25 protein-coding genes are annotated in these 21,549 nt (G+C 47.4%); 3 read left to right on the plus strand and 22 right to left on the minus strand.

The genetic code is table 11. The annotated features are described in order from the left end of the window. Positions 1 to 460: 460 nt before the first annotated feature. The 3 genes from GCU44_RS02875 to GCU44_RS02885 form a co-directional block, all read right to left on the minus strand. Positions 461 to 898 carry a hypothetical protein gene (locus tag GCU44_RS02875; protein WP_154853571.1) on the minus strand — a complete coding sequence of 146 codons (438 nt, stop codon included), beginning with the start codon at positions 896 to 898 and terminating at the stop codon, positions 461 to 463. A 39-nt stretch (positions 899 to 937) separates the two neighbouring features. Beyond that, a complete protein-coding gene (locus GCU44_RS02880; protein WP_154853574.1) occupies positions 938 to 1,717 on the minus strand; it encodes a 2-keto-4-pentenoate hydratase in 780 nt (259 codons plus the stop codon). A 122-nt stretch (positions 1,718 to 1,839) separates the two neighbouring features. Continuing rightward, a complete protein-coding gene (locus GCU44_RS02885) occupies positions 1,840 to 2,289 on the minus strand; it encodes a winged helix-turn-helix transcriptional regulator (protein WP_154853577.1) in 450 nt (149 codons plus the stop codon). Positions 2,290 to 2,418: 129 nt separating this feature from the next. On the opposite strand from GCU44_RS02885, the gene GCU44_RS02890 reads away from it, so the two are divergent. From GCU44_RS02890 to GCU44_RS02900, 3 genes are all read left to right on the plus strand, one after another. Further along, complete coding sequence (locus tag GCU44_RS02890) at positions 2,419 to 3,309, plus strand: nuclear transport factor 2 family protein (protein WP_154853580.1); 891 nt, start codon at positions 2,419 to 2,421, stop codon at positions 3,307 to 3,309. 109 nt (positions 3,310 to 3,418) lie between these two features. Further along, positions 3,419 to 3,625 (plus strand): hypothetical protein, encoded by a 207-nt coding sequence (locus tag GCU44_RS02895; protein WP_154853583.1) that lies wholly within the window; start codon positions 3,419 to 3,421, stop codon positions 3,623 to 3,625. Positions 3,626 to 3,660: 35 nt separating this feature from the next. Continuing rightward, positions 3,661 to 4,530 (plus strand): SDR family oxidoreductase, encoded by an 870-nt coding sequence (locus GCU44_RS02900; protein WP_154853586.1) that lies wholly within the window; start codon positions 3,661 to 3,663, stop codon positions 4,528 to 4,530. Positions 4,531 to 4,640: 110 nt separating this feature from the next. Here the strand turns inward: GCU44_RS02900 and GCU44_RS02905 are convergent, their stop codons facing one another. The 19 genes from GCU44_RS02905 to GCU44_RS02995 form a co-directional block, all read right to left on the minus strand. Continuing rightward, on the minus strand, positions 4,641 to 5,462 hold the full coding sequence (locus tag GCU44_RS02905) for a glycosyl hydrolase 53 family protein (protein WP_154853589.1): 822 nt from the start codon (positions 5,460 to 5,462) through the stop codon (positions 4,641 to 4,643). Beyond that, positions 5,463 to 5,768, minus strand: coding sequence for a hypothetical protein (locus tag GCU44_RS02910; RefSeq protein ID WP_154853592.1), 306 nt, complete (start codon positions 5,766 to 5,768; stop codon positions 5,463 to 5,465). Between the two features lie 273 nt (positions 5,769 to 6,041). Beyond that, positions 6,042 to 6,983 (minus strand): hypothetical protein, encoded by a 942-nt coding sequence (locus GCU44_RS02915; protein WP_154853595.1) that lies wholly within the window; start codon positions 6,981 to 6,983, stop codon positions 6,042 to 6,044. Between the two features lie 633 nt (positions 6,984 to 7,616). Then, entirely contained in the window at positions 7,617 to 7,934 is a 318-nt protein-coding gene (locus tag GCU44_RS02920; protein ID WP_206670799.1) for a DsrE family protein, read from the minus strand. 130 nt (positions 7,935 to 8,064) lie between these two features. Continuing rightward, a complete protein-coding gene (locus GCU44_RS02925; protein WP_174238225.1) occupies positions 8,065 to 8,472 on the minus strand; it encodes a DoxX family protein in 408 nt (135 codons plus the stop codon). Between the two features lie 56 nt (positions 8,473 to 8,528). After that, a complete protein-coding gene (locus GCU44_RS02930) occupies positions 8,529 to 8,870 on the minus strand; it encodes a hypothetical protein (RefSeq protein ID WP_154853598.1) in 342 nt (113 codons plus the stop codon). Between the two features lie 206 nt (positions 8,871 to 9,076). Then, positions 9,077 to 9,448: a DUF6567 family protein gene (locus GCU44_RS02935; RefSeq protein ID WP_092173784.1), complete on the minus strand. Its 372-nt coding sequence runs from the start codon at positions 9,446 to 9,448 to the stop codon at positions 9,077 to 9,079. A gap of 117 nt (positions 9,449 to 9,565) precedes the next feature. Further along, entirely contained in the window at positions 9,566 to 10,468 is a 903-nt protein-coding gene (locus GCU44_RS02940; protein ID WP_154853601.1) for an NAD-dependent epimerase/dehydratase family protein, read from the minus strand. A gap of 289 nt (positions 10,469 to 10,757) precedes the next feature. Next, positions 10,758 to 11,519 carry a hypothetical protein gene (locus tag GCU44_RS02945; RefSeq protein ID WP_154853604.1) on the minus strand — a complete coding sequence of 254 codons (762 nt, stop codon included), beginning with the start codon at positions 11,517 to 11,519 and terminating at the stop codon, positions 10,758 to 10,760. A 480-nt stretch (positions 11,520 to 11,999) separates the two neighbouring features. Next, positions 12,000 to 12,161, minus strand: coding sequence for a hypothetical protein (locus tag GCU44_RS02950; protein WP_154853607.1), 162 nt, complete (start codon positions 12,159 to 12,161; stop codon positions 12,000 to 12,002). Positions 12,162 to 12,241: 80 nt separating this feature from the next. Then, positions 12,242 to 12,544 carry an O-methyltransferase gene (locus tag GCU44_RS02955; RefSeq protein WP_154853610.1) on the minus strand — a complete coding sequence of 101 codons (303 nt, stop codon included), beginning with the start codon at positions 12,542 to 12,544 and terminating at the stop codon, positions 12,242 to 12,244. A 29-nt stretch (positions 12,545 to 12,573) separates the two neighbouring features. Further along, entirely contained in the window at positions 12,574 to 13,656 is a 1,083-nt protein-coding gene (locus tag GCU44_RS02960) for an AAA family ATPase (RefSeq protein WP_154853613.1), read from the minus strand. Positions 13,657 to 13,836: 180 nt separating this feature from the next. After that, on the minus strand, positions 13,837 to 15,123 hold the full coding sequence (hemL, locus tag GCU44_RS02965; protein ID WP_154853616.1) for a glutamate-1-semialdehyde 2,1-aminomutase: 1,287 nt from the start codon (positions 15,121 to 15,123) through the stop codon (positions 13,837 to 13,839). A 6-nt stretch (positions 15,124 to 15,129) separates the two neighbouring features. Next, on the minus strand, positions 15,130 to 16,788 hold the full coding sequence (locus tag GCU44_RS02970; RefSeq protein ID WP_161993886.1) for an ABC transporter substrate-binding protein: 1,659 nt from the start codon (positions 16,786 to 16,788) through the stop codon (positions 15,130 to 15,132). A gap of 151 nt (positions 16,789 to 16,939) precedes the next feature. Then, a complete protein-coding gene (gene guaA / locus GCU44_RS02975) occupies positions 16,940 to 18,469 on the minus strand; it encodes a glutamine-hydrolyzing GMP synthase (RefSeq protein ID WP_154853622.1) in 1,530 nt (509 codons plus the stop codon). A 78-nt stretch (positions 18,470 to 18,547) separates the two neighbouring features. Then, positions 18,548 to 19,546, minus strand: coding sequence for a ligase-associated DNA damage response exonuclease (locus GCU44_RS02980; RefSeq protein ID WP_241684819.1), 999 nt, complete (start codon positions 19,544 to 19,546; stop codon positions 18,548 to 18,550). Further along, complete coding sequence (locus GCU44_RS02985; protein WP_092173760.1) at positions 19,533 to 19,934, minus strand: HIT family protein; 402 nt, start codon at positions 19,932 to 19,934, stop codon at positions 19,533 to 19,535. Before GCU44_RS02985 ends, GCU44_RS02980 begins: the two co-directional genes overlap by 14 nt. Positions 19,935 to 19,998: 64 nt before the next feature. Further along, a complete protein-coding gene (greA, locus tag GCU44_RS02990) occupies positions 19,999 to 20,472 on the minus strand; it encodes a transcription elongation factor GreA (RefSeq protein ID WP_092173757.1) in 474 nt (157 codons plus the stop codon). Between the two features lie 141 nt (positions 20,473 to 20,613). Continuing rightward, positions 20,614 to 21,546 (minus strand): NAD(P)-dependent oxidoreductase, encoded by a 933-nt coding sequence (locus tag GCU44_RS02995; protein ID WP_154853628.1) that lies wholly within the window; start codon positions 21,544 to 21,546, stop codon positions 20,614 to 20,616. Between the last annotated feature and the right edge of the window lie 3 nt (positions 21,547 to 21,549).

Raw genomic sequence — 21,549 nt, forward strand, 5'->3', positions numbered from 1 at the left:
AAGGGTTATCTGGGCGCCAACCAAGGCCGACTTTCGTACGATGATACTTTTTTGAGGTTTCGAGTCAAAAAGGTAAACGGAGTGATTGGGGAATCGGCGCTTCAAAACCGCAATTAATTCGTCAAAGGTCGGTAATCGTGTTCCCTGAACAATCATCGTTTTTCCGGTTCGTAAGCATCTAATATACGGATAAATAGTAAAGTAATTGGGTTTAGTTTGTATGAAATACCCCTAAGCCCAATTTAAAGCTACGTTTTAGTAGGCGAGTGGCACGGATTCCCACGATGTCCATCGAATTTTGTTCTTAAAAAAGTCATTTTGGAGAAATTAGCCGGGCTCGCCGGACTTTTCTTTTCAGCCACCCTGTCATAAAATCGTAGATGAATTATGGGATACATCCTGATTATGCTGCGTAATGCCTGAATCAAAAGACCGACGTTAGGTCATCGGGTCTGCTTACTTATTTTAAAAACCTTCTTCTGTTACCTCTGCTTGCGTTTGCACCTTTTACATTGCCGCCTCCCCAGGTAAGGCCGGATTTTCTTTCCCGAAAGGGGGAATTGTTCATGCCCCAACCTTTGAACTTTGATTTTTCACCCGTTAGGCGCTCAATTTTTGCCGGAGTATCTTGGTAGGTTTTTATTATTCGGTCTATTCTCTTCGCATACCAATACCGGTCTACCATGATGAGCGGAACACATACCAGGGCTAACAACAGGACTCCTATCACTAGCAATACGGCCGCAAATGGAACAGCCGCAATCCATCCAATGAGACCAATGATCAGCAACAAGCCGCCTAGAATACCGGAACTGTAGATTATCGTTTTCGTCTGCATCAATGTTTGGTAGGAGCTGCCAAGACCGATTTCGTAGCGCCTGTCGGCAGAAGCTCGCATTTGTCTGGCGGATGGACTCATGCCATCAGGCGCCAACGCTTAATCTTTTGTAAAATAGGTAGATAGACTGCCTACCCTATCGATTTCGATCGTTACCTCTGTACGCTGTGTAATAGGGATCAGCTCGACCGGGGAACCCGGAATAACGAGACTGCCTTTTGCCAAATACGTTCCTCTCTCGGTCAATGAATTGACCAGCCATCTCAGTGAATGTAGCGGCCCACCCATAATTTCGCTTGCGGGGGCAGACGCGACTAATTTTTTGTTTTTATACACGCTAAATGCCTCTTCATAAAAGCGTAGTTTCTGAGGAGCTGTTTTTTGGCTCCCGATAAGTAGCCCCGTATGAATGCCGCCGGAACAGATTAGCTCCTGAATCGTTGGAGGCGTAATCCAGAAGTTGAATTCATGAAGTTCGATTCCTGGACTCACATAGGCTATTGCTTCGACGAGTGCTGCATCTGTAAGATTTTTACCCTGGAGGTCTTTTCCAAGTTTTAGAACCATCTCCGGTTCTATGGCACAGGTAATGTAGTTACTACAGTCAACTAGTCCCTTATTTTCGGTGACATGCGGGTAAAACATCCTCCCATAAATCGGTTCGGTCAAACCAAACTGTTTCCGGATCGCAGCACTGGTACAGCCGACTTTGAATCCGCATGCCTTTTCGCCGGAAGCCATTCTTTTTTTTGTCACCAGCTCTTGGACACGATAGGCTTGATCGATGGAAAGTTGGCTTACAACGCGACTACTTCCCTTCCATTTTTTTTCGTAAAAGGAATCGTAAAACCAGCGCGCAATACTTTCCTCGTATTCCATGAGAAGATACGTTTTTTAAATTTTACCGCAAAGCAATTACCCAATTATACACAATATCCGGAAAAAGAAGTCGCTGATTGCAAGATTGTGTGCGTTTGTTCACCGTTCGTCCGTTTCCCTTTTCATCCGCTTTTACCTTCATAGAGGGTAGCAGCCAGCTTTTCCCGGTACTTTTTCTCCAGCGCCCGTGCAAAGGCAGCACCATCGTTCCGCAGCTGCTGCATGGACTCTCCCTCGACAATGTTCGGGTGAATATCCCGCAGGTGACTATCACTCCAGGTAGCTAGCGCTACCAGGATGGGAGTCAATGCCAATCCCTTATCGGTCAGCAAATAGAGATTGGTCTTTTTGTTATTCGGGCGTTTCGCCTTGGTGACGATACCCAATTCTTCCAGGATTTTCAGCTTGGCCGAAAGAATATTGGTAGCGATGGCTTCTTCACTTTCCGTGAAGTCCTTAAACGTCTCTTTGCCCTCGATGAGCATTTGTTTTACAATCACCAATATCCACTTATCTCCCAAAACATCAAGGGCGGAAGTAAAGGGGCAATTGCATCTGAATTCCTGTCGCATGGGGAAGGGAGTTAATTAATATTACTTGCAAAATGAAATTAATTTGATTTATTGCTTGCATTTTAAAAGTTATATTTTACTTTTGCTTGCGAAACAAAAGTAATAATTAATTATCAACGCACAAAATCAATGAAAAAATCAATCGGCGTACTGCTGCTGTCAGGTATTCTCGCTTCCTGCGGCAGCAATCCATCCAAATCGATCAGCGAGGACGATTCCATAACTACTTCAACCATGACTAACAAAGAGATTGTAGGCACTTTCTTGGGTGCTGTTTTGACTGGTGACACCACAACCATGCATGAATTGGCCAACGCGGATTACATCCAGCACAACCCATTTATCCCGACCGGCTTGGCGCCCTTTATCGGAATGCTGCCCGTATTGCAGGAACACGGGACAACCGCTGAAAACATTCGGATGTTTCAGGATGGACAGTATGTATTTATGCACAATATCTGGCGAAACGCGGTACCTTTTGGGGCAAACGAGATGGTGTCGTTTGATATTATTCGCCTGGACGATAACGGAAAAGTAGCCGAACATTGGGATGCCATGACCCCGGTGGTGAAAGAAACGGCAAGCGGAAGGACGCAGACTGACGGTCCAACGACCGCAGAAGATTTGGCCAAGACGGAGGAAAACAAAGCCATCGCCAAAGCCATGGTGGAGGATATTCTAATGGGTAAAAACCCAAACAAAATCACCGATTACATCAGTGCGGAGCAATACGACCAACACAATCCCGGTATAACCGATGGATTGGACGGTATCCTGGAAGCCGTCGCCTACCTTACTTCCCAAAACAACATGTTCCAATACACAAAAATACATAAGGTATTGGGTGAAGGTAATTTTGTACTAACCGTAAGCGAGGGGATATGGAACGGAACCACCAACGTCTTTTACGATTTACTACGCTTTGAAAACGGAAAAGCCGTGGAACATTGGGACGTGATTCAGCCCATTCCTACCGAAGGACTGGCGAACGACAATGGAATGTTCGGATTTGACCAGTAGAACAGGGTAAGACAATGACCGATCTGCAGGTTTCAACGGTAGGGCGGATCTTGTCCATTCTTCCCCTCAGGCTCCACGGACTTGACGTGCTGTTCCCGAGGAAGGCCCGATGGATTACGAACCGGGTATTGCCTTTTTGGGGCGTAAAAGCCCAAGCAGCAAAGGCCGCACGAACGAAAGACAAGCAAGGCCGGGGGCCAGGGGCTTTGTGGCGGTTGCCGTAGGGGCAATTTATCGCATGGGTCTGGAGCTTACCGCCCGCCAGGCCTTGCACTTGGTTTTCGGAGCCGTTACCATTCTCAATTATCCGGCATGAACCTAATCACATTTTAACCAATAAAAACCATCCAAATGAAGACAATCATCATCACCGGTAGCAGTAACGGCTTTGGCTTACAGGCCGCAAAGGATTTTGCCGATAAGGGCTACCAGGTATTTGCCACCATGCGAAACCCAGACGGGAAAAACGCGGCAAAAAAATCCGAACTCTTAGCCCATTCCTCTCGCATCCATGTGGTAGATATGGACGTGGCGGAGGAAATGTCCGTACAGCTGGCCATGGAAAACATCCTCTCGGCAACAGACACGATCGATATCTTGCTCAACAATGCGGGCATCATGTATCTCGGCATTACCGAGGCATTTAGTGTGGCTCAGGCTCGTTTCCAAATGGAGACCAATTATTTCGGTGCGATCAGAACCATGCAAGCAGTACTTCCCACGATGCGAAAGGCCGGTTCGGGCTTAATCATCAACACGTCTTCGCTGGTAGGGCGCATATCGCCACCGTTTTTCGGAACATACACCGCTACCAAACACGCCCTGGAAGGGTATTCCCAAGCCCTGCGATACGAGGTTTCGCCCTTTGGGATCGATGTGGTGCTGGTCGAACCCGGCCCCTTTGGGACAGGATTATTGGGTTCAGGTCAGGCTCCGGACCACGAAGGCGTGTTGGAAACCTATGGAGAACTTGCCGGTGTTCCTGGGGCGATGGGTGAAAACTTTACACAACTGCTGCAGAGCGAAGCGGCACCCGACCCCCAGTGGGTGGTGGATGCCTATTTGAATCTGGCGGAAATGGCTTTTGGCAAGAGGCCCACCCGTACCGTGGTGGGGATCACCTGGGGGGTGGATAAAATCAATGAATTGACCCAGCCCCTTCAGGACCAGTTGCTCACAGAAATGCAATTGGACGCCATCCTTGGTGGAGCCTCTGCCTGACCGATCATCGGTCAACACATTCATCCCATCACAAGGGCTTCGGCTCTTGTGATTTTTTTTGTGGTTCCCGTTAACCAATTGGTCTGGCAACCTGCCCTTGCGCACGGCTCCTAATGCGCCAAAAACGGAAGGCCAAATTTCGCCCCCAATTCCTGGCACGATTTTTTGAAATAGGATTGCCATACAGAAAAAGCAGGTCGTTCCTCTCCATTTTCATCGAGCAGACCCGTATCCCTCCATAGCTGTCCGATATCCCTTACTTCATCGGGAAAGGTTTCCCAAAGCGCATCGAAATCCCGATGCGCCCACCAGATGATAAATTCGTAGCCCTGGGAGTCGGCATTTTCAAGGACTGTTTCCAGGTAAGCGCGTTGCTCGTTTTCGGTTCCCTCAATAGAGACGTTGAGGTTTGGAATCAGCAGGTTTTGCGCAATATGTGCCGTTTCCACCAATGCAATTGGGGCGATCGCCTGCTTGTGTAAAAACTCCAGCGCCCGCTGAAAGTCGGTATTTGTACGCAAATTTTTCAAAAATGGGTAAAAACTAACTGCCACAAAGTCATTCTGATTTATGTGGTTCATGATGTCCTCAACATGGCTTTGCGGATCAGAAACGTCTGCCTCGTAAAGATTATGCAGCGATATGGATTCGGATATTTTCAATGCAGGGTACAACTGCCTAATCCTGGATTTAACATCCGTGATTAGGTTTCTATAGGCATCCCATTTTTCCGGAGATCTCAGTTTCAATTCGTTGACTTCAATACCAATGACCAAATAATCTGGTTTAAACTCGCGAACCAAATAGCGGATATGTTTGAAATATCCCTCTTTTATCGCGGAATCATCCAGGCGGGCGTAGGCGGGCGTTGCGCCGCTAAAATCAGCAGCAAGTTCCGATCTGTTTGCGTCTAATACGCTGACGGAAAGCAACTATTGCTTTCCGGAGATTTTTCGATTTACCCTTCCGGAGATTTCGTTTATAAATGCTACCGGTAACGGCTGCTCATTTATCCAGGCATTCCAAGGGATCGCGGTATCCAGGTGTTCCGCGTAGATATCCGCATTGGCTGCGATAAACGAATACGTATCGGTTACATCTTGCGACCGGGGGCCAAAACTCCAGGTAGTAAAGCCCATGTCAAACTTTCTGCCCTTTTCCAGGTCAACCGTCGGTTCGTTCTCCGAGCAGTTACTCAGTAGTAATAGCGGCAGGATAGCAAATAGGTTCGTTCTCATCGGTTTGTTTCATCTCGCTCATACTTGCATTAATCTATATTTGGAACGTACGTTCTATAAACAAACAATGGCTTATCGTTCTCAAATAAACCTATTCCCACAAAACCGCTCGGATCCGTTGCTACCCTTCAAGAACCTACCCAAGAGCACCCCCCGTATAAGTCAAAATTTTTTTACGCCTGCTACGAGAGGTTCCTACTGGGCCTGAGATATTAAATTCCCCGATACCTGTTGCGAGGGCTTTGAATCACCTATTCCGCAGGGTTGGCCAAACTATTTCGCCGCATCCCTCCCTTTTTTTATCAAAGCCTTTTTTGCCTGGACGACATCCACCATGTCCAAAAACCGATTTTCGGAGTCAAGCTCCGGAATGAGTTGCTCGTTACTAAGGAGTATTTTTTCTGCCAGGTATTCCGTTGAGGCAGTTTCCACACTTCGAAGGACATCCGTCCGTATCCACTCTCCGCAGATCTCTCTAAGTTCGTTGATATCCAGAAATCGGGCCTTTTCCAGCGTCGTCTGGTCTTTCAGGAGCGCCCATCCTTTTTCTATTTCCTGGGCTGCATGCGGGTCCACCCCAGGCCCTGCTTGTTGGGGATATTCTTTCTGAATACCTTTTAAAAAATGCTGGACCAGTTGGGTGATCTTCCAGGAATCGGCCTGCTTCAAACAGGTATCCCCTTCTGGACAAACTGCCAACAAGGCCTCCGAATAGGCCCTGCACAGCTCCGGAAAACGATCCGACAGCTGCATCCGCAAGCTGCTGGAATCCACGTAACCGATAAATTTTTTGTGTAGGGAATCATGGGAGTCGACAAACACCCAGTAGTGAATCCCTCTTGCCTTTGACAAGATTGTAGAGAAAATGTACAATCGCGATGTAAGCCAGGCCTTTCCTCCGTAGAGGTCAATGCTTGCATAATCGTAGCTGCCTTCTTTACTGAACTGGTCCATCAGGTCCATGACACCGCTGGAAAAGTCATCGGACTTTACGCCGGTCCGAATGTCCCCTACGTATTCATTGCTCCAAGAGGAGGAAAATTCTTTTGCCGTTTCAAATTCTAATTCGATACCCATTGCGCCGATTTTGGTGGTCCGCTCCACCAATTGGGGGATGTATTTTCTCAAAAAGAACAAGATAAGCAATACGGTAATGGGCCAAACCAATTCCTGAAGCAATGGAATCCAGGTATCCAGGGAGCTTAAAGGTGTCATTTTGGAAGCGTACATTGCCTTTATTTTTGTGCAACAGACAATTTACGCAAGAAAAATTAAATATTTCGAGGTACTCGCTGATAGAGAAGTACATTTCAATCATTTGTTTTGGTTTTCAGGCTCATAGGGCTAAAAAGAGTCAGCTGCAGTGTCAATTACTAGCCTGTTGGCACCTATACCAGCCTAAATCTGGAGCCAAACGACCGTGTGATTTTTGAAATCACCTGGATTCAAGAGAAATCCGGATGATTGGGATTAATCTGGTAGTTAAACCCCTGTGGAAAGATGCAAGAGGGCACCTTCTATAGGGCAGATTGGCAATCAGGGGAATAGGTAGGGGAAATGAATTTATGTCAGTTTCCCTCCCGCAAATTTATTCTTATTTTATGGTTGAAAAAAACACGGTACCGGACATGAACAAACTACTACCGTCCGACCTCCACCGAGTGTATTGCCATTTACATCCCTAAATCTCCTGAATAAGGAATTTTAGAAGCCTCTATGTTAAAGCGGAGAAGCCATCAATAGAAACAGGTGCTTTTGATTCCAAATTAAATGCAATTGCTCCTGATCCAACATTAAAAAAACCAGTCCCTTTTGGAGACTGGTTTTTTTAGTGTTCACGGAAGGCCATCAGAGGGTGATGGACCTGTACCCTAACTCCTGCAACCCAAACATATAGATCAATCCATTGTCCGTAATGGGAGTCTCATCCGGCAACCGTGTTTTATCTACTCCAAATTGCTGAATAGATAGCCCGCAGACCAGAATCTTCAAACCATGGTCAGCCACTGAATTTTGAATCAGTTCCTGTAATTCTGCATCCTCAGAAATCTCCTTCACCAGCATACCACAGGCTACGATTTGAAAATCTATTTCTTCACTTTCTGATTTGAATACAATACCGGTTTTTATTCCGGCCTTCAAATGTTGGGCTTTCTGAACCAACATGGCATACTTGCCATCCTTCCGGATAGCATGCTCGGTTTCCCTGACAGCCTAAGCCGTTTGTGCATTAGACAGACTCAGGCCGAGGGTCAGCAAAGCGATACATGTGATCAATGATATTTTCATTATTTCTTTATTTATTATAAATACTGTAAACTTTTGGATCATTTATGATGAAAAACAACAAGCCTCCAAAAATGGCCATGTTTTTCCACAATGGCCCGTGAATCCAACCATTGCCTAGCTGTACGGTAATCGTAATTGGAATCAGGACCAAAAATAAAACAAGCGCTGCCCAGCGTGGGAAAAGCCCCAGTAGGAAAGCCAACCCGCCAATTAATAACACGTAACCCGTTCCTATTCCTAATAGGTACGGATCACCAAAAAAAGCGGCAAATGAATTAAAAGCAGCCGACTGAATGCGCTGTGCGACCTGTTCCGGATTGGTCAGGTGAGCAATTCCAGCCATTATAAATATCCCGCTAAGCATAATTCGGAACAGGAGTACGGAAATCCCACTCACCACAATTGATTTGTTCATTGTTTAATAGTTTCTTTGTTTGATATAAAATCACCTATTCATTCAGGAAGGTGGTATCAAATCAGAAATTGTTGATAAAAAAGATAGGTGGGAATTTTTTCTTTTTGATGATCATAAAAATGGAATAAAAGGTTGGTTTTAAGGCCGGCTAAAATAGGTGCTTCATTCGAAAAATGGCGAAAATTAGCGATATCAATTTGTTTTTCTTCCTTTTTATGCTCCTTTTCCAGCTTAAAAAAAGTCAAACATGCATTTCCATTCTGCTTTTGAGTAGGTTGATCGGTAGTATTCGCAAATGATATTTGCGAAAATTCTCTCGTTATTGAACAGGGAATAACTATTAATGCTACCAGCGCAAAAACAATTATTTTCCTGTATCCAACTAGAGAGAAAATCATAACCGGAGAATTGTCTTAATTTAAATACGGTGTACGGTAAAACAGGCATCCTGGTTATTACTTGTTTCCCATCCGTACAAAACTACCAAAAAAAGGCATCGAAGAACCAGTACAACTACCAGCAGAATTTGTAAAAAGACATCCGGAGGCTTATGCCCCCGGAAACTTTCTTAGTGCTACTTCTGCTTTCGTTGGGAAGGAAAGGATTACTTGGTAAACTCTACCACCGTCGCACTTACCGTGATGGTTCGTTTGTAGTAAAATGGGGGCACTCCACCTATTTGCTCTTCGGTTAGAATATTGGTAAGGGTTCGCGATCCGCGGTTCAGATCGGCCTCTTCAATCATGGCGGAGTATGCTTCGTTAAACAAATTCCTTCGATTCTTTCCCCCGAAAATGAGTACGTAGTCTACCTCGGCAGCTCCCTTTACCTGACCCAGTACCTGAAAGTTATTGCTTCCAAGATTTACCTGGGTGTTGTTTTGATTCTGGTTGAGTATCCAGGCCTGATTGACTCCACAGGAGCCCAAACCAAAGATAAGAGCCAAGCCAAAAATAGCGGTTCTCGTTTTTTTCATCGTGAATGGTAGTTATAGGTTGTAAAAATAGTGTGAGAAATAAATGATTTGTTGACTGCAACCGGTGTTTTATACTCCTCACCATTGGTGACAGTCACCAGGCTGTCCGCAACCCACCTACTCTTCTTTCACGTATTTCCGCCAATTGTGTTGTTCTTTGAACCCCAAAACTTCGCGAATTTTTCGATTGGAAAACAAGGCTTCATGTTCCTGCAATTCCCGCGTAACCGGCACCCCCGGAAAAAACCGTTCAGCCAATTCCTTGCTGGGTATAATTGCCCCATTATGGTCGTTCCCGGCATTGAATACCTGATACCCCAGTCCATCTTTTTGCACGCACAAATCCACAATCTGTCCCAGGTCACGTGCGTCTATGTAGCAAAAGGCGTTTCGACGTCGTACTTCGGGATGCTTGAAATAGTACGGAAACAGCTCCCGGTATTCGTGGGGCTCGATCACATTTCCTATTCGGAGGGCGTAGATATCCACACCTGACCTTCGCTGGAAGGCGCGGGCCGTTTTTTCATTGACCACCTTGGATAGCCCGTAACTATCCATGGGATCCACGTCGTAGTCTTCCTCCAGGGGTAGGGAGTGGGGGTCGGTGGGTCCATCGGAAAAACAAACACCATAGGTAGTCTCTGAGGAGGCGATGATTATCTTTTTGATACCCAGCTTCACCGCCGCTTCGATCACGTTATAGGTGCCCAGGGTATTGACCCGAAAGGTTTCATTATCCGGGTTGATTAGAATACGAGGCACCGCCGCAAAATGGACCACCGCATCAAATGGAGGAACACCGCCGCCCGGTTCCAATTCGTCCAAGCCCGCATAGGAGCTCATGGCATTAAACATTTGGCCGGAATCGGTGATGTCGGCGATAAGGTTGTCTACGCCGAGGTGATCCAACGGCTTCAGGTCCACGTTCATCACCCGATATCCCTGATCAAGCAGGTAGGGAATGACGTGTTTTCCAGCTTTTCCCGATCCTCCGGTGAAAACTAGTCGTTTTTTTCTCATGGTTTTTTTCGTTCAGTAATCTATTTTTCTCTGTAACTTGCTGCTTTTTGCCAATCCGGAAACATTTTCTCTCGGACGTTAAAAGGGAGGCCATACGCACCAACTCACTACTCCAAGAATACGCAAATTTCGCCAACTACCCAACCTGTCTGCTTTCCTGCGTATGTACATATTCGTGCCAATTTTCCAAAAGGGTAAGGAAGTTGGGGCAGTCCAGCTAGACTGTAGGATTGCAGTACGGACCGTTCCCGAATAAAAAACCGGAAGCCCTATTGCCATTTCGTGCTTGTTACCTGCCGGTTACCTTTGTCTTGATGTCCCGAAGAAATCCATAGATGCCAGGTAGTCGCTTTTTTGCAGTTAACTGGAACACAAATAACAGCCAAATCAGCATAACTTTTGCGTAGATCGGTTTCAGGTAGGTAACGAAAAGCGGCTTTTCACTGACCGGTTCCTTGATTTCACAATCTGGCAACTCCTTTAGTGCATGGGAAAACTCCCCATACATGTGTGTTATTTTTCGTTTTGTATCGTCCGAAACGGTTCCAACCGAGGATCTCTCTCGTTTTGGAGGGAAACCCTTAAGGTGCTCTCTGGGGATATCCAGAAAATCAAAAAGCGTAGGCAAGACATCGTATAGGTTTTCGTACCGTATAAAGATTGTCGGATGCGTCAGGTAATGTTTGTACCAATTGTTAAAGTGATCCTCAAATAAAAATCGATCAATGCCCTCGGAAACATAGGCTTCCAGCGACATCTCAAGCGGTATTGGTTTGAGATTTTTAGTAGTGAGTCGTAGAAGTTTCGTGGATTGCCTGTGGTGAAAATTTCTTCGAAACAACGAAATCGTAGCCATCTCGGGGTCTCCGAAAATATAAACAAATTTCAGGTTCTTATTTACACTAATCGGCGGTATAGGAAAATGCTTGGCGCCGTCTTCATCGTAAAATCGATTTATCTTTTTGAAATTACTTAAATACTCCATTAAAAAGGTAGTTCCAACTCCCCCGTACGAACAAACTACAACTTCTGTATGCTTCGGTATAATCATTACAAATCTGGTTTTTGCTCCTTTCCCGCGATATTTCTATCAGCACAAAGACAAATCGTGGATTTCAAGCGAGTAAAAAAAGTTCTATACCTGTTCAGAACATTTGGCCTAAGCCAACACAAGGGTAACAATTTTGACAGCTAATTCAAAATTGTTACCCTTGGGTTTTTAAAAAATTACCCAGTAATTTCGTCACCTGGTAGATGAATAATGCCAATACCTAAACGGAAAAAAGATCTTTTTAGAGATTACCGGGATAATTTAGTAACATATAGTTCATTCATCACCAATCTATTGGCGTCAACTGTTAAAAGCACCTGCGCTCGTTACTGGGCAAAGGATAAAACAGGGTTTTTTGCTGCAAAGACGCCAGGTACGCGCCTTGCGTTCGCCTGGGATTAAACATTTGGCAGGAAGCGGTGCAGCCGGCGATAAACATGCCTACTCCAGGGTGATTCCGAAGCTTGAGGCGATTGTTCATCACCCGATATCCCCGACCGCGCAGGCAGCGGATGAGGCAGATTCCCGCTTTTCCCGATCCTGCGACGAAAAATCATTTTTCGTCATTTGGTTTCGTTGGTCGTGTTCCATCCAAATCAGTTGGATCCGATGTCCACGGTCGTATTTGCCAGCGGATTTCATCTTTCAACCTATTTCATTACCGCTATGATTCTTCCTGTCGCCCTGTTCTGTTAGGTAACAGACAAATCGCTCCACATCGCTCACAAAATTGCACGCCTTTGCCAGATGTCCCTCGGGCCAGTTTGCCTGCGACAGCATGTCATCCCCACCAGGTAAAGCCCGCCTCGCTTTACCATTCCCGGTATTTCGTCCAAAAGCAGGTATTTACCATGCCAGGTATCGGCGAATATAAAGTCAAATTTTCGATCGAGGTGCTCCTTCTCCCACAGGGTACCATCGGAAAGAACTAATGCTAGCCGTTCGTCCGCTCCCAGGTATTTTTGCACAATACCCAAAAAGACTGCGTCATTATCGATGGATGTCAACCTAGAACCGTTATCCATGCCGTCAAGAATCCACGTAATAGTTTGACTCACTTCCGAAAGCCAATGCTGCTTTTTTTCGCTTGTTGAAAGCTCTTTTTCTGATAGTTGAATATATCTGCCAGCGTCATGGGCGTGTTGGTAGATTCGTAGTTCATCTGGCTGAGCAGCTTATTGGCTTTCTCCGGAACCAATGGCTGGAATTCATAGTAGGCAATCATCCGGCCTTTTCTAAGCAGGGCTTTGTCAATTTTATCGATGCTGGTATTAAAAGTACAAATGATTTTAAAGTTCAAATAGTCACTAAACAGCCCGTCTGTTAATTGCAGGATCGTAGATACCACCGAGGTTTCGTTCACCTGTTCCCGGCTCGTCAGTACTTTTTCTGCATCTTCAATAATTAAAACCGCATTTTGGTTTTTGAGAAGAAAGGAAACAAAGTTAGGGTGTAGCAACTCGTTGATAAACTCATTTTGAATAAAGATAAACGTCTTTTTGACGTGCTTGCAAATCAGATTTTTTATGTAGGAAGTTTTACCAGCTCCCGGGACCCCGTGCAGCAAAATTAATCCCGCTTTGTCCGATTCCAATGCGTCCTCGATAAGCGCGTTAATTTCAACGAAATCATCGTTGTACAGCTTTTGAATGTCGCACGCAAAGTGGTCTGTTTTTATTCCCTCCGTGAAAAATCCATTCTCATTTCTTGACAATACCTTAAAGTCTGGGCTCCGATCCAGGCCAAACGTCGTTCTTAATTTATGGTTCGTTGCAAGTACCCACTGCTCCAGCTGTAGGTCCGAAACGTCGTACAGAAAATCGACCTCCAATTTATCGAATTCCAATGCCAGCCAGATGAGTAATTTGCTGACCTTGCTTTTCAAAAGGTATTTGTAGGGAAAATCTCCGCTAGTGTCGGCTTCTTTGGTATCTCCGGTATGCCAATGTTTAAAAACCACATGCATCTCCTGCGAGTCCAGGTCGATTGTTTCCAGCACTTTTTCCATAGTTGCCCGTTCCATCTTAAGCCTCGTATTAAAATAGAGACTGGAGGGCAATTGATCAAAGCACACGGCAAAATAGGCGTAATTTTCAATTTCATTGTATGCGTCGAATGCATCGATTAATTCAGCCATTTTCCCTTCTGTTGGTTAGAAATACATGTATTCACTAGTAGTAATGCCGCTACCCGTAAAAAAACGGTTGGTATTTTTTTACATTTTCCCAACCCCGCTTTCGGCCAGTATTCCAACCGGCTTTCACTGAAAACCCCTGCAAAAAAAATCGTTGCCATTTCCAAAGGCATTCCTTTCTTCTTACAGACTCCTTAACGCATTTTCATTGGCATCCAAAATTTTGTCCAGGTGCTCCTGTTCCAGGGCGGTGGATAAAAACAAGCTTTCATACTGAGAGGGGGCCAGATATACACCCTGCTTCAACATGGCGTTAAAATACCGTCCAAACAACGCCGTATCACAAGTCTGCGCATCGTCAAAGTGCTTTACCTGGCGGTCGGTAAAAAACAGGCTATACATGCTCCCGATGGCATTGGTGGTGTAGGGAAGCCCCAGTCGATCCAGGCTGGCGTGAATCCCTTCCACCAGGGTTTCCCCGATTGTTTTCAGCTGGGTATAGACGGCAGGATGGTGTTTGAGGTGCTGCAGCATGGCCAATCCGGCGGCCATGGCAATGGGGTTTCCGGACAGGGTGCCCGCCTGGTAAACCGGGCCTTGTGGAGAAACGAAATCCATGATCTCCTTGCGCCCTCCATAGGCGCCAACCGGCATTCCCCCGCCAATGATTTTTCCCAGAGTGGTCATGTCCGGGGTGACACCCAGCAGTTCCTGTGCCCCTCCCGGAGCTAGCCGAAAGCCGGTCATTACCTCATCAAATATCAGCACGATACCCTCTTCGTCGCATATTTTTCGCAAGCCTTCCAAAAATCCAGGTTCCGGCAATACGCAACCCATATTTCCAGCCACAGGCTCCAGGATCATGGCGGCAATTTCGTCCTTGTTGGCCTCTACCAATAGTCGTACCTTTTCCAGGTCGTTGTAGGGCGCCAACAAGGTGTCCCGGGCAGTTCCTTTGGTCACTCCGGGAGAATCCGGATTTCCCATGGTAATGGCACCTGAACCGGCTGAAATCAGAAAACTGTCTCCATGTCCGTGGTAGTTGCCTTCGAACTTGATAAATTTTTCTTTACCGGTGTATCCCCGTGCCAGGCGGATGGCAGACATGGTCGCTTCCGTACCGCTATTGACCATGCGAACCTTCTCCACCGAGGGCACCATGCTTGCGATCAACTCGGCAATTTCCACCTCCCGGGCGGTGGGCGCACCGAAAGAGGTCCCTCCTTCCATGGCTTTGATCACCGCCTCCTTGACCTCGGGATGGTTGTGACCCAGGACCATGGGACCCCAGCTATTGATTAATTCGATGTATTGGTTTCCATCCGCGTCATAAATGTAGGGTCCCTCGGCTCTGGCGATAAACAGCGGGTTGCCCCCCACCGCCTTAAACGCCCTGACGGGAGAATTTACTCCTCCGGGTATGGTTTGTTTTGCTTGTTCGAAAAGGCGTTTGCTGTTTTCTGTAATCATCGGCATTTATTCTTCTTCAATGGTCAATACTCCTTCTTCCAGCCTCAAAATGGGCACGTAATTATTGTACTTAACATTTGAAAAATCAAACCCAAATGTCAAATTTCCCTCCTGAAAGCCCTTGCGGTTGAGATTTTCCTGAAAGTCAAAACCGGACGCAGCATTGATCACCCGGGAGACCATGTCGGTCAAATCATACCCCATGTATACAAAGGAAGAAGGATATTCGTTAAATTTTTCCAGAAATCGCTCCCGAAATTCGGTCAGCTTTTCGTCCGTAAAATCCACTGTATTGTTACCGACAAAATGAAAATTTTGGGACTCCATCATTTCATAATTGGCAAAATTAAAATACAACCAACTTTCCATGACCACCACAGGGATGCCCGATTCCAGGGATTCCACCAGGGCAAATGTGGGAGAAGCGATATTTGGATCATCGGAAAAAATAACGATTACGTCCACCGACGCCCCCTCTTCGTTTCCCAGGCCCAGACTCTCAAAAAATTCCCGGGTTTCCCGGGTACTCAGCTTTTGGCTATTGACGATCTCCAGGCCACTTCTTCTGGCCATTTCCGTAAACATGCCGGCAAGTTGCTCGTCCCTACTGGCACCCGAATACGCCAAAGCGACGCGGTTGCCTTCAAACCTGCGGCAATAATCGATTACCTTTTGGCTGAGTGCTTGCACGGATGGGCGAAACAGATAGGAATACCTGAAATCCCGGATATTATCGTCGATGTTTGACAAGGGATTGATTTGAGGAATCTCGTAGATTTGGGCAAACGCGGCAACTTCCGCGGTCTCTTCCGGATAAATGGGCCCTAGAATCACATCAGCTTTTCGTAAAAAAGGGTCCCTAAGAATCTGTGATACTTTTTCGGCGCTTCGTTCGGTGTCAAAGGTCTGGAAATTTACAGCCACTCCCCTGGCCTTTGCCTCTTCGAAGGCCATCATAATCCCCTGATACAGTTGCAAGACAAAATTATTTTTCTGGAGACTGTTCACCCCGGAGCCTCCGTCGTAATTAAACGGCAATACCACCGCCACATCCAACACTTCATCCGGAGCTATTTTGTCGCCATTCCCCATCTGGGTATAGGCAGCGTTTCTGATTTCCTGATAAATCTCTTGCTCACTACTGGAGAGGGAACGTTGGGATTCCAACTTTTCCTTCAACGCCATGACCAGCCCCAGGTTTTCTGGATAGGCGGCGTATTGCAAGCTGAGTAAACTGGAGGAGCTGATCTTCAGGAATTCATAACTTGCCTCATGGGCCTCCCTTTTTAGGGATTCGTCACGAATGGCATCGACCTGCCGCAAGGCTTCCGAAGGAGCCGATAGCTGAAAATGGGTCAGCGCCAGCAGGTACCGGGCCTCATCGGCTCGCTCCCATGCGCTGCGCTCGAGCAATTCTGCCAGAACGTTTTTTGCCAATTCGTACTGCCGGTTTTCATAGGCCGCCCGGGCAAAATGGTACCGCGCATATCCGGAAAGATTGCCGTACCGCTCTTCGTCCAGATACGGGCGGAGGAGCTCCATGGCTTCGTCATGCGTCCCCTGGTCAATCAGGCGTATGGCCCGCTGGTAATTGGTGGTATCCTCCTGAGCAATCAGGCTAGCCAACGGAAATAGGAGACAGGCAACGAACAGGAATAATTTCATAGATGGGAATCGTTTAGTTACAGGAGGGTCAAACTTCATACCTGATTTTGCAAAAAAACCACTTGAATCACACACGCACGAATTTAACGGTTTTTGAGGCAATTTTTCATAAAAAAACCTGATATCTTCATCAGGTTTGCATTCGGGCAACTTATTCCCATTCGATGGTCGCAGGTGGCTTGGAACTGATATCGTAGACCACCCGGTTGACGCCTTTGACTTTATTGATGATGTCGTTGGAAACTTTGCCAAGAAAATCGTACGGGAGATGAATCCAGTCGGCAGTCATGCCGTCAATAGAAGATACAGCCCGAAGGGCGATGACGCGTTCGTAGGTACGTTCGTCACCCATCACACCCACCGACTGTATGGGCAGCAGGATTGCTCCAGCCTGCCAAACCTGGTCGTACAGACCGGCATCTTTCAGTCCCTGGATGAAAATATGGTCTACTTCCTGCAGCGTTTGTACCTTTTCCGGGGTGACGTCCCCCAGGATTCGTATCCCGAGACCCGGCCCGGGAAAGGGGTGCCGGCCAATAATCGTTTCGGGAATGTCCAGTGCCCTTCCTACTTCCCGAACACCGTCCTTAAATAGTGTTTTGAGGGGTTCTACCACTTTCAGTTTCATAAAATCGGGCAACCCTCCCACGTTGTGGTGGGATTTGATGGTAGCCGAGGGGCCATTTACGGACACCGACTCGATCACATCCGGGTAGATGGTGCCTTGTCCCAACCATTTCACTTCCTGGATTTTATGCGCTTCTTCATCAAAAATTTCGATAAACGTTCGGCCGATGGCCTTGCGCTTTCCTTCGGGATCGGAGATGCCCCGAAGTGCCTCGTAAAATTGCTTCCGGGCATTGACTCCAATGACGTTCAGTCCCATGTCCTTGTAGGAGTCCAACACTTCCTCAAATTCATTTTTTCGCAATAGGCCGTTATCCACAAACACACAGGTGAGTTGCTCACCAATGGCCCGGTGGATCAGGGTAGCGGCTACCGAGGAGTCCACACCTCCCGAAAGCCCCATCACCACACGATCGGATCCGATGGTCTTTTTCAATTCCGCTACGGTGATGTCGATAAATACGTCTGACGTCCAATCCTGGGAGCAGCCGCATATCTGGACCACAAAGTTTCTGAGTAGGTTTTTCCCTTCCGTGGAGTGCGTCACTTCCGGGTGAAATTGGATACCGTAGGTTTCTTCGCCCTGCACCTTGTACGCCGCAATTCTCACCGAAGGCGTACTGGCTATGATATCAAAACCCTCCGGCAATTCTTTAATCGTGTCTCCGTGCGACATCCAAACCTGGGATCCGTGCGTCATTTCTTTAAAAAGTGCCGCATGGGTGTCCAGGTGGGAGAGGTTTGCCCGGCCATATTCGCGTATTTCGGAAGGCGTCACGTTTCCCCCGTATTTTTGAGCCATTAGCTGTGCCCCGTAGCACACCCCTAAGACGGGAATTTTCCCCCTAAAAATACTCAAGTCCAGATCCGGAGAACCCTGATCGCGGACAGAACAAGGACTACCGGACAGGATGACGCCTTTGATATCGGAACTTAGCGGAGGAACGTTGTTGAACGGGTGAATCTCGCAATACACGTCCAATTCCCTCACGCGCCTGGCGATAAGCTGGGTGTACTGTGAACCAAAATCTAGAATTAAAATCTGTTCTGCCATGCGCAAAGGTAATCAGCCCCTGCCAAATCCCGAAACAAAATACGGGATTTTCACCAGTTACCGAGCCTAACCAAAAACTCAGGTGTCTTCGGCATCCGGCGATTCTCCTGTAAACAGCGTTTGCAAGGCACTGGCATCCAATCCTTTTTCCTGCAGGTATCGCGCAAACACATCGTTAAACCCGTGGGTCATCAATACCCTTTCCGCGCCGGTTGCCTCGATGGCCTGATTCAATCCAGGCCAGTCGGCATGGTCGGAAAGCACAAAACCCGCATCCACCGCCCGGCGCCTACGCGCTCCGCGAATGTTCATCCAGCCCGAGCAAATGGCCGTACGATACGGAGTAAACTGCTTCATCCAGGGACTACCCGCCGCAGATGGCGGGGCTAAAATCAAGGCCTGCGCACGGACTGTCTTGGGCACCTCCGCTGTGAATTTCTCCGCAGGTGGCAGGGCAATCCCATCTGCCGCTAGTGCCTGGTTGGTATTCCAGATGGCCCCGTGAACAAATACAGGACCCAAACTGGAGTCCAGATTCCGGAGTACCCGTTGGGCCTTTCCCAGCGAATAGGCAAAAACCACGGAACATCGGTTTTCCTTTCGGTTATTCGCCCACCACCGGTTTAGGTCCCGGAAAATCGTTTCCTGAGGTTCCCACCGGTATACCGGTAAGCCGAAAGTGCATTCTGAAACAAAGGTATGGCAGGCAACCGGCTCGAACGCCGTACTCAACCCGTCCGCCTCGGTTTTGTAATCGCCGCTGATGACGGTAACTTCTCCCCGGTACTCCAGCCGGACCTGGGCCGATCCGGGGATGTGGCCTGCCGGATGCAGGGAAAGTCGGACCCCGTTGATAGACACGGTTTTCCCATAAGGAAGGGTATCCAGTTCGATCTGGCTGCCCAGGCGGTGTTTGAGTACCTCCCGGGATTGGTCCTGCGCCAGGTAGCGGGCCATTCCCCAGCGGGCATGGTCCGCATGGGCATGGGTAATCACCGCATTTCTTACGGGTTTCCAGGGATCGATGTACAGGTCGGCCTGGGGGCAATAAATACCCTTGTCGTCAAGCGTTATCAACTGCTGATTTGATCTTTTTGGCAATTTCTGCCAATTCTTCCGTGGAAAGTTTCAGCTTTGGGCGGCTGAAGTTAATGTCGTCCATGGAATTTAATGGTACCAGGTGAATGTGCACATGGGGAACTTCCAGACCAATGACGGCGACACCGATACGGGTGCAGGAAATAACACGTTCCTGGGCCTTGGCTACTTTTTTTGCAAAGAGGTGGAGACTGGTATACAAGGAATCGTCCAAATCGTAAATGTAATCCACTTCTTTTTTCGGAACGACCAATACGTGGCCGGCTACCAATGGCATGATGTCCAGAAAGGCAATGTGCTGCTCGTCTTCGGCGACGATGTGTCCGGGGATTTCCCGGTTGATTATTTTCGAAAATACGGAAGGCATACTGCAGGCAATTAAATCGTTGATAAAAACAAAAAATCCCGATGCTACGCAATCGGGATGAAAGTTAATAACTGATGTCGAGAATCTCAAATTCGAGCTTTCCTGCGGGGGCCTGTATCTCTGCGACTTCCCCCACCTTTTTGCCCATTAGGCCTTTTCCGAAAGGAGAGGCCAGTGAGATTTTATTGGCTTTCAGATCGGCTTCCTCTTCCGAAACCAACGTGTAGGTCACGGTCATGCCGTTTTTCACGTTTTTGATTTTGACGGTACACAGAATTCCTACCTTGGAAGTATCCAATTTGGAATTGTCCAAAACCCGTGCATTGCCCAGCACATTCTCAAGCTTGGCAATTTTTAATTCCAAATGACCCTGGGCATCTTTGGCGGCATCGTATTCCGCATTCTCACTTAAGTCTCCCTTGTCTCTGGCCTCGGCAATCTGTCTGGCAATGTCCGATCTGCCTTTCGTCTTTAACTGATGAAGCTCGTCCTTGAGCTTCTTCAATCCTTCTTCCGTGTAATATTGTATGTTTCCCATAACAACTAATTAATAGCCTGATAATAAATAAAATAACGGTCTCAACATTGAGACCGTTTCCATATGCTTCCTGTATTTCGTATTAACAAAGATAAAATAAGAATTCTTATTTTACAATTTAAGGGGCTAATTATTGGGTGCTCAGCCCTTCCATTTACCCGCGATCTTAGCCACCAAAACCTGATTGATTTTCCGGTAAGACTCCTGAGTCCAGCCCGCTACATGCGGTGAAAAAAGTACATTGGTTCGCTTCGTGAGGGCGTCAAACGAGAGACGTTCGGCCGCCGTCAACGCATGGAGCTTTTCCTTTTCCAAGACGTCTAGCACGGCTCCTTTTAACTGTCCGTTCTCCAAGGCCTCGTTCAGGGTATCGAGTCGGATTACCTCTCCCCGGGCCGTATTGATCAGGTAAAAGGGCTTTCGGAATCCCGCCACGACTTCCGGGCTAAAAAAATACCGGGTATCGGGCGTGAGTGGCACGTGGATACTTAGTACATCGGCCTTCTCCTGCAGGGTGTCAAAGCTGCATTCCGTAACCCACGGATCACCAAAACCGGTCTTAAACTTATCATAGGCAAGTATTTCCACGTCAAAACCCCGAAGACGTTGGGCAAAAGCCGATCCCATATTGCCGTATCCAAAAATGCCCACAGTCTTGCCGCACAATTCTTCCCCCCGATTGCCTTCCCGATCCCAAATGCCCCGTCGCACCTGCTGATCGGATTGCTGGTACTGATTAAACAACGCCAGCAGCATCCCGAGGGCATGTTCGGCCACCGCATCCCGGTTGCCTTCTGCCGCATGATGCAGGGCGATACCATTTGCTTCCAGGTACGCCAGATCAATGTTGTCCAGGCCGGCACCCGCCCTTGCCACAAATTGGAGCAAGGGCGCTGCGCGTAGCAACTCCTCGTCGATGGGGGTTTTGGACCGAATAACCAGACCTTCATACCCAGCTATAACGGCCAGGATTTCTTCCCGGTCTATCTCCGGCCGGTAGTCCACCCGATGCCCATTCTCCTCCAGCAAAGGCACGATACTCTCGTGCATTTGGTCGATGATAAGTATTCTCATGCG

This window comes from Cyclobacterium xiamenense (assembly GCF_009467825.1).
Taxonomy (GTDB): domain Bacteria; phylum Bacteroidota; class Bacteroidia; order Cytophagales; family Cyclobacteriaceae; genus Cyclobacterium; species Cyclobacterium xiamenense.